We start from the raw sequence: 6,928 nt of genomic DNA on the forward strand, positions 1-6,928 counted from the left end.
CTATATTAGGCAACGATAAAATTAGCGGATAATAAAATTTTATAGAGATTAATATCTCTTTCAACTAAGCAGGCATGGCCGCTATGAGGTAAAGTTATTATCTGAGAATTAGGGAAAATATTACTTAAATATTGTGCCTCTGCTAATGAAGGCAAAAGTCGGTCATCTTTACTAGCAATTAGTAAGACAGGTTGAGTAATTTGAGATAATTTATTTTCATCAATATCAAATTCTCTCATCAGAGATAGTCGCTGATTAGCAGTTTCTTTTGGTGCAGAACTGGTAGATTTTGAAAGAGCAAGGCTTGCAGCAGGCGAAATTCGACTTAAATTAGCTAGAAAAGGCAAAGATAAAAACGAAGAAATTTTATAAAAGAATTGAGGTGTGTAAGGAAACAAAAGTGAACCTAAATTTAGCCAAGGGACTCGATGAAATGAAGAAGCGGAATTAATTAAAATAATCTTGGTAAATAGTTGAGGAAATTTTTCTAATATTTTGAGCGCCAAACAACCACCGAATGATTCTCCACAAAGATAAACAGGCGAACGCGGTACTTTTTCTAGTTCTATCTTGGTTAAAGATACTACTTCTTCTGTCATTTGATCCCAACTTGTTAGCTCATCAGGAGGAATTACAAAGCAACGTACATCAAAAGCAGCTTCTAAACCTGCTGTTTGAATATACATCAATTCCTTTCCAGTCTCATCCATTCCAGGTAGAAATACTAAAAGTGGATAATTAGGGTTAGAAAACTGGGTAGTTAAAAAATAAGGCTGACTACGAATTTTAGATGGCATGATTAAACTAATATTGATAATGGAAGCTATACCTGTGGAAAATCATCAACTAATATAAATATGACTAAACTAACTCGGAATCAATCCTACTTATTTTTCCAATTTCTTGCGTATTAATATCATTATTACATGCTTGCAAACACTCCTGTTCAGTTTGACTGGTTAAACGTAAATTGAGTAAACTAGCAACCCACCCAGCCGTCAATCCCTGGAGCAAAACTGTCATCATTATTGTTAAAAATACCAAGGCTTTAATTGAATCACCGCCATTAATACCCTGTTTTGTAAGTGAAACTGCAAATAATGAAGCTAAAGAAGCAGCTACAATTCCACGGGGAGCAACCCAAGATAAAAATAACTGCTGTTGCCAGTTTAAATCTTGATTCCAGGTAGATATTAAAATGTTAATAGGACGTATTATCAGCATCAGCACTAGAACTGCCAGAACACTACCCCAACCCAAAGCGAAAATACTTGCAATTGATAAGTCTGCTGCTAATAGGATGAACAAAATCGAATTTGCTAAAATGCTCAACTGTTCATTAAACCCACGCAGTAAAAGCTCCGAAGACAGGTTACTAGCTCTTAAAACTATCCCCATAACTACAGCAACCACTAGACCAGACTCACCACGTAGCGCCTGTGCCAAACTAAATAAACCCCAGACACTAGCTAAAACAACTAGATTTTTTAACTCTTGGGACAAGAATTGATCCTGTTTGAGAAGTTGGGATAGCAACCAGCCTCCGCCTACACCAAGAATTATGCCTAGACCCAAACGCAAAACTAGACCCTTAATTAAAATGAGAGGCTCCACATTTCCACTCAACACAAAATGAAGCACGATTACAGCCAAAATTGCACCAATTGGATCGATAAAAACCCCCTCTCCTTCTAAAAGTGTTGAGACTTGTTTTTCTACACTAATTTGTTTGAGGAGCGGATTAATCACTGTTGGGCCTGTCACAACTACTAAAGAGGCATAAAGAAAAGCAATTGACCAAGGAAATTCACTTAGCCAGTGTGCAGCTATTGCAGCACCCGTTAAGGTAATTAGTACTCCCAAAGTGACAAGATTGCGAAGGCTTGTAGAAACTTCTTTTAACTCTCCTAACTGTAGATTTAAACCGCCCTCGAATAAAATTACCGCTACTAACAGCGAAACCAGAACTTCTAAACCAACACCCAATAATGATGGATCTAAAAAATCAAAACCATCCCGCCCTAGAAGAATCCCGAACAGAAGTAGCAAGACGATACTAGGAATGTGAAAATAACCAGCTAAAACTTGAGCAGCAATACCAGCTACAACCGTTACACTGATCAAAATAGTAATAGGTAAGGATTCTTCCATAAAAAATTTAAGTCGTGCTGTACAACCTCCTATAATTAAAATCAAAAACCATCAGCAAGTTACCCTACTTACTGATGTAAAGAAAGTTTTTAGTTCACAATACAACCTTGGCAAAGACTCTAAACATTAGCTAAAGCTGCTCCAGGGACTAATTCTACCTTCACCCAGCCTGGTTGCCGTCGGTCAAATGCCTTATATGCATCAATAACTGACATTAGTGGTTCGACTTGTGTCAAGACTTTTGTGGGGTCTACTGTGCCATTACGAACCAAATCCACCAACGTAGGAATATATTTACGGTGGTTACAATTGCCCATGTTGATTGTGAGATTTTTGTTCATTGCTGTGCCGATGGGAAAGAAATTGTGGGTTGGTGGGTAAACTCCAATAATCGAGAGCGTACCAGCTTTGGCTAATGCTTGAACTGCCCACTCTAATACAAGAGACGGAGCATTACCTGGATGCCAATTTCCGTTTTGAGGATTAGTTTTAGGGGCAATTTGTTGTAACTGCTGTTGGAATTGTTGTGCTTCTTGTCGTGCTTTTTCGGCTGCTGGGCCACTGTCAGGAGCATTCGCATCTACGCCAACTGCATCGATCGCTCTATCTACACCAATTCCCCCAGTCAGTTCGCGGATTGCTTCAATTGGATCTTCGGTATTATAATCGATGACTTCTGCACCCAAATCACGAGCCATTTCTAAACGTGAGGGAATTGTATCCACTGCAATGATGCGTCCTGCACCGAACAATCTGGCGCTAACGATCGCAAACTGCCCAACGGGGCCACAACCAAATATAGCTACTGTATCTCCTGGTGTGATCTCTGCAATATCGGCTCCAAAGTATGCCGTAGGGAAGATGTCAGACAACAGAATTGCTTGGTCATCTGTAACCTCTTTTGGTAATTTTACTAACCCTGCATTGGCATAAGGAATTCGAGCATATTCTGCCTGCAATCCATCGAAGGGGCCTGCTGCTTCTGGGCCTCCGAAAAAAGCTGTCCCGGCGTTATGTCCGTGAGGATTGGCGTTATCGCATTGAGCATTATATCCAGTACGGCAGTAAGAGCAGTAGCCACAGGCAATTGTTGAGGGAACGACGACGCGATCGCCCACCTTAAGATTCCGCACATTAGAACCAATCTCTTCAACAATACCGACCCCTTCATGCCCCAGAATTGTACCGGGGTTCATCCCTGTAAATGTTCCCCGAATCATGTGTAAATCTGTGCCACAAATTGCACTAGAGGTCAGCCGAATAATGGCATCGGTTGGTTCTTTAATTTTTGGTTCTGGTACGTTATCTAATCGAATATCTCCAATTCCGTGAAAATCCACTGCTTTCATGGTAAATACTCCTAATTCATGAGGTTTATATTTCAGACAGAAATGAGTAGCTTGTGTTTTTAGCTACTACAAAACACTAGAAAATATTTATGCAATAGAGCAAGAAATCTTGTATCCAAATTATTTTTTTGATGGATGCTTCAGCAGATAATTGAGCTTATTTTGGGCTACATGACATACGCACTTAGAAATTATGGTATCGATATTGCTATAGTTTCTTATCGTCCTCTAGATGGAGATAAATTGTGGATAGCAATGCAATGTCAGGCAAAGAAACTGGAAGCAATAGCAAACGTTTTAACAGGATGATGATTATCGCTACTAATCCAAGTTGCTAGTTAGTTAAATCGACACGATTGCTCTATAGTAGGAATCTCTTCGAGTTGTACCATTATCAGAACAGCTGGCGCATCACCTACTGTTCCAGATAAGTGACCTTTATGACCTTGCGCGTCTGCTTTTGTACCCTGGTCTTCTCCAAATGAAATTTCGCCAGGGCCCATCTCGACTCGCTGGCCATCCATAGTCTCTACAAACCAGCGTCCCGACAGAGGGATGACCCATTGGGGTTTCGGGTTCTCATGCCAGTTGCCAACCCATCCCACGGGTAGCACAGTAAAGGTGATTGTGGCACCGGACTGCTTTAACTTAGAAAGCCATTGAGGTGAGGTATCCGGCGCTATGCCTTTCTCGATGAAGTCCTCAATTTGACAACGAGACTGGTGACTTATACCGTTGTGGTCAGTCCAGACGTGCCAATAGTCAATTGTTGGCTTATGTGATGAGTTATTCTGCATAAAAATGGCTCTCTTAGATTGTGCGGTTATGTTACGGCATTGCTAATTGATGTATTTTCGAGCAGGAATTCTTTACAACGAATTATGAAACTGCAACCGTGTAATTGTGTTGTTCCCATTTACTACTTTCAATCCAGAAAAAGGTAAAATTAATTGGCTGTTGCTGATTATCAGAAACAGATATATCTACAAAATTCACTCCTAACTTAGTGGAAGTAGAAGGCGTATCTTTAACGGTTTGCCAATTATCATCTGACCAGTGCAACTGAAAAGATGCTAAAGCTTGAATTCGCAATGTATGACTTTTTTTAAATTTGCTTACTTGACGATTAAACTTCCAAATTTCTAATGATTTACATTGCTTTCTTTCGCCTAAATATCGATTCGCTATCTCTGGAATAAAATCAAACACCTGACCATCATGAGTTGACCGCAGCAGTTTGATATACTCGGCGTGCGCCCACATTAAAGGCATTGCTGAACCTGTTGGTTTTCCTAAGTACAGATGGACATCAGGTTTATCTGCTTCATCCCAAACTTGTTCTGGTAGCAAACAAGTGTCTGAAGCAAATCCTTCCATCACCTTGATATATGTTTTGACATCGCCGCCAACAGCTAATTCATAATGTCCCCGTTCTCCTGCCAAAAGAGGCCAAGCACGTCCCTTACCCCAGCCGACATAAGCACTACCGTCTTCTTGCTGTCCGTAGCCGTCATGATTGTAACGATGCCAACAAGGGCCAACGGGTGTATTTACTTTTAAGATTGCATCAATTACTTTGACAGAATCAACGATAATCGGATCGTCTGGTTTACGAATTCCATAGCGCACCAATTGCAGAAATCCGCCATCAACAATTTCCTTCGCTGGAAATTCTCCTACTTCACCAGGTGGCTGACTGCTGATGAAAAGAGTTCCTTGGTTGGGATTTTCGTGAGGTTGAGGATTATTGATATCTGTAGGAGTAATGCGGATATAGTGCCGTTTGATACCAGGAACTAGAGTGCCTTCGGTAGTTACTGTCCAGTCTTCAATGTGACATTCTAAAAAATCAGCGTACTCTTCAATGAATTGTGCTGTTGCTTCATCGCCATGTTCACGAACAAATTGAGCAGCACAGATTAAGGCAGCAATATTAGAAGCCAGTGTAGAAGGTGAATAACCGCTATTTTCTTCCCAGCGTTCTTGTTGAGTAGCCGGGCCATGACGAATTAAATAACCCGCCGCCCGCAAAATCATCGGATAAATATCAAAGTTTAGTGGTACATTTTCCTGGCGTAATAACCGTGCTAGAAGAATGGGAAATGCTACTTCATCTAGTTGAATACCTTTCCAATAGGGTTCACCATCAACCCAGAAATTTTGAGCAAAACCGCCGTCTTCCTGCTGGCTGGTGGCAAGATAAATTAGCGATCGCACTGCTGTATCTGTTTCCCCAGCAGCCACCAAACCTGTTACACTACTGACCATATCCCGCGTCCAGACAAGGTGATATCCTCCTTGGTCTTGGTCGTCTTTGGCTTCACCCCAAGGGATAGCCAGAGATGCGATTAATGCACCTGGATAAGTCTTGTCTTCATGTGCCAACAACAGACTAATGCTGTTGTGATACAACTTCCCATCATCATAAGAACTATTTTCTAATGCTTTGATACTGTCGCGCGATCGCTTCCACTGTTCGTTATATTGCTGTTTCTGCTTTTCAAAAGGAATATTGAGCGACTGAAACAGTGTAGAAATGGCATTGTGCAGATTTGTCCCAAAGGCTAGTCCTAAAGTAAACTCTTTAGTGCTATCTAAATTTAGTTCTCCAGTCAGAGCAAGGTTGCCATCTACAGCACTATCAAACTCCCAATCCATCTGAAAATTATCAGCTAAATCTGTCCAACCATCACTTTCACCAACGTAGCCACAAGAAAGACGAGTAAAGGGAATTGTTGCACCCAGCGCTAACCATGTTCCTTCTTTCTCGGCTGTGAGAATCCGATGTCCAGCAACTTGTACAGCGTAACCATTATTACCTCTACCTCCAGGGCGAACGCATCTTATTTACTAATAAAAACTAAGAAAGATTTCAAAATGACATAAATAATTGTAGAAATTGAGTGAATGATAAACAAAACAAATCAAATATTTTTCCAAGCCTTGAATTAGCTTATCTTCAGATGAACGGCTATTCATTAATACTAAAAATATTCAATTATGGGGTAAATAAAAGCATATTTATCGAGAGAATAAACCTTTCATATAAAACATTCAATTCAAGTTTTGATATACTGTTTTAAGCTAACGCTAAAACACTTAATAAATAGTTGTTATCCATCGCGGCGAGAAACTGTTTATTTTTGATTCCTCGTTTGACTCGCTTCTCTTTACCTAAAAGATTGACTGCAATTTGCCGTAATACTGCAAAATTCTGTGGAGCATTGTCTTTCCTAATCCGGCAGTCATCTTCTTTTAAAGCAACATCCAACACCCAATGTAATGAGTTTTCTATACCCCAATGGCTACGAACAGCATTAGAAAATTCTTCAGCATTCTTGATAAGGCTACTAATGAAATAACGAGTTTCGACTGTTGTTTTACCATCCGATAAGCGGATGGACTCTACCATCCCAACACTGCTAAAC

The 6,928-nt window shown here is 40.3% G+C and carries 7 protein-coding genes; 1 reads left to right on the forward strand and 6 read right to left on the reverse strand.

Features of this window, described 5'->3' with window-relative positions:
- Positions 1 to 5: 5 nt before the first annotated feature.
- The 3 genes from GNF10_RS20330 to GNF10_RS20340 all read right to left on the reverse strand — a co-directional run bounded on the left by GNF10_RS20330 (position 6) and on the right by GNF10_RS20340 (position 3,500).
- Positions 6 to 797, reverse strand: coding sequence for an alpha/beta fold hydrolase (locus tag GNF10_RS20330; RefSeq protein WP_185592825.1), 792 nt, complete (start codon positions 795 to 797; stop codon positions 6 to 8).
- 64 nt (positions 798 to 861) lie between these two features.
- The gene (locus GNF10_RS20335; protein ID WP_185586942.1) at positions 862 to 2,151 is read right to left on the reverse strand and encodes a sodium:proton antiporter; all 1,290 of its coding nucleotides are present in this window, start codon (positions 2,149 to 2,151) and stop codon (positions 862 to 864) included.
- Between the two features lie 119 nt (positions 2,152 to 2,270).
- The gene (locus tag GNF10_RS20340; RefSeq protein WP_185586944.1) at positions 2,271 to 3,500 is read right to left on the reverse strand and encodes a zinc-dependent alcohol dehydrogenase; all 1,230 of its coding nucleotides are present in this window, start codon (positions 3,498 to 3,500) and stop codon (positions 2,271 to 2,273) included.
- Positions 3,501 to 3,671: 171 nt separating this feature from the next.
- Here GNF10_RS20340 and GNF10_RS20345 point away from each other — a divergent pair, with 171 nt between their 5' ends.
- Positions 3,672 to 3,809, forward strand: a complete 138-nt coding sequence (locus GNF10_RS20345; protein WP_185586946.1) for a hypothetical protein — start codon at positions 3,672 to 3,674, stop codon at positions 3,807 to 3,809.
- Positions 3,810 to 3,838: 29 nt separating this feature from the next.
- Here GNF10_RS20345 and GNF10_RS20350 read toward each other — a convergent pair whose 3' ends face one another.
- The 3 genes from GNF10_RS20350 to GNF10_RS20360 all read right to left on the reverse strand — a co-directional run.
- A complete protein-coding gene (locus tag GNF10_RS20350; RefSeq protein ID WP_185586949.1) occupies positions 3,839 to 4,297 on the reverse strand; it encodes a cupin domain-containing protein in 459 nt (152 codons plus the stop codon).
- A gap of 82 nt (positions 4,298 to 4,379) precedes the next feature.
- A complete protein-coding gene (locus GNF10_RS20355) occupies positions 4,380 to 6,347 on the reverse strand; it encodes a glycoside hydrolase family 15 protein (protein WP_311774194.1) in 1,968 nt (655 codons plus the stop codon).
- A gap of 232 nt (positions 6,348 to 6,579) precedes the next feature.
- Positions 6,580 to 6,928: ISAs1 family transposase (locus tag GNF10_RS20360; RefSeq protein ID WP_185607207.1), on the reverse strand; the 349-nt coding region annotated here is incomplete at its 5' end.

Origin of the sequence: Nostoc sp. UCD121 (assembly GCF_014222285.1) — a bacterium.
GTDB lineage: Bacteria > Cyanobacteriota > Cyanobacteriia > Cyanobacteriales > Nostocaceae > Nostoc.

Bases quoted from the DNA above. Each gene is read 5' to 3' on its own strand.
- GNF10_RS20330 (WP_185592825.1), bottom strand. From the start codon at position 797: ATGCCATCTAAAATTCGTAGTCAGCCTTATTTTTTAACTACCCAGTTT.
- GNF10_RS20335 (WP_185586942.1), bottom strand. From the start codon at position 2,151: ATGGAAGAATCCTTACCTATTACTATTTTGATCAGTGTAACGGTTGTA.
- GNF10_RS20350 (WP_185586949.1), bottom strand. From the start codon at position 4,297: ATGCAGAATAACTCATCACATAAGCCAACAATTGACTATTGGCACGTC.
- GNF10_RS20345 (WP_185586946.1), top strand. From the start codon at position 3,672: ATGACATACGCACTTAGAAATTATGGTATCGATATTGCTATAGTTTCT.
- GNF10_RS20340 (WP_185586944.1), bottom strand. From the start codon at position 3,500: ATGAAAGCAGTGGATTTTCACGGAATTGGAGATATTCGATTAGATAAC.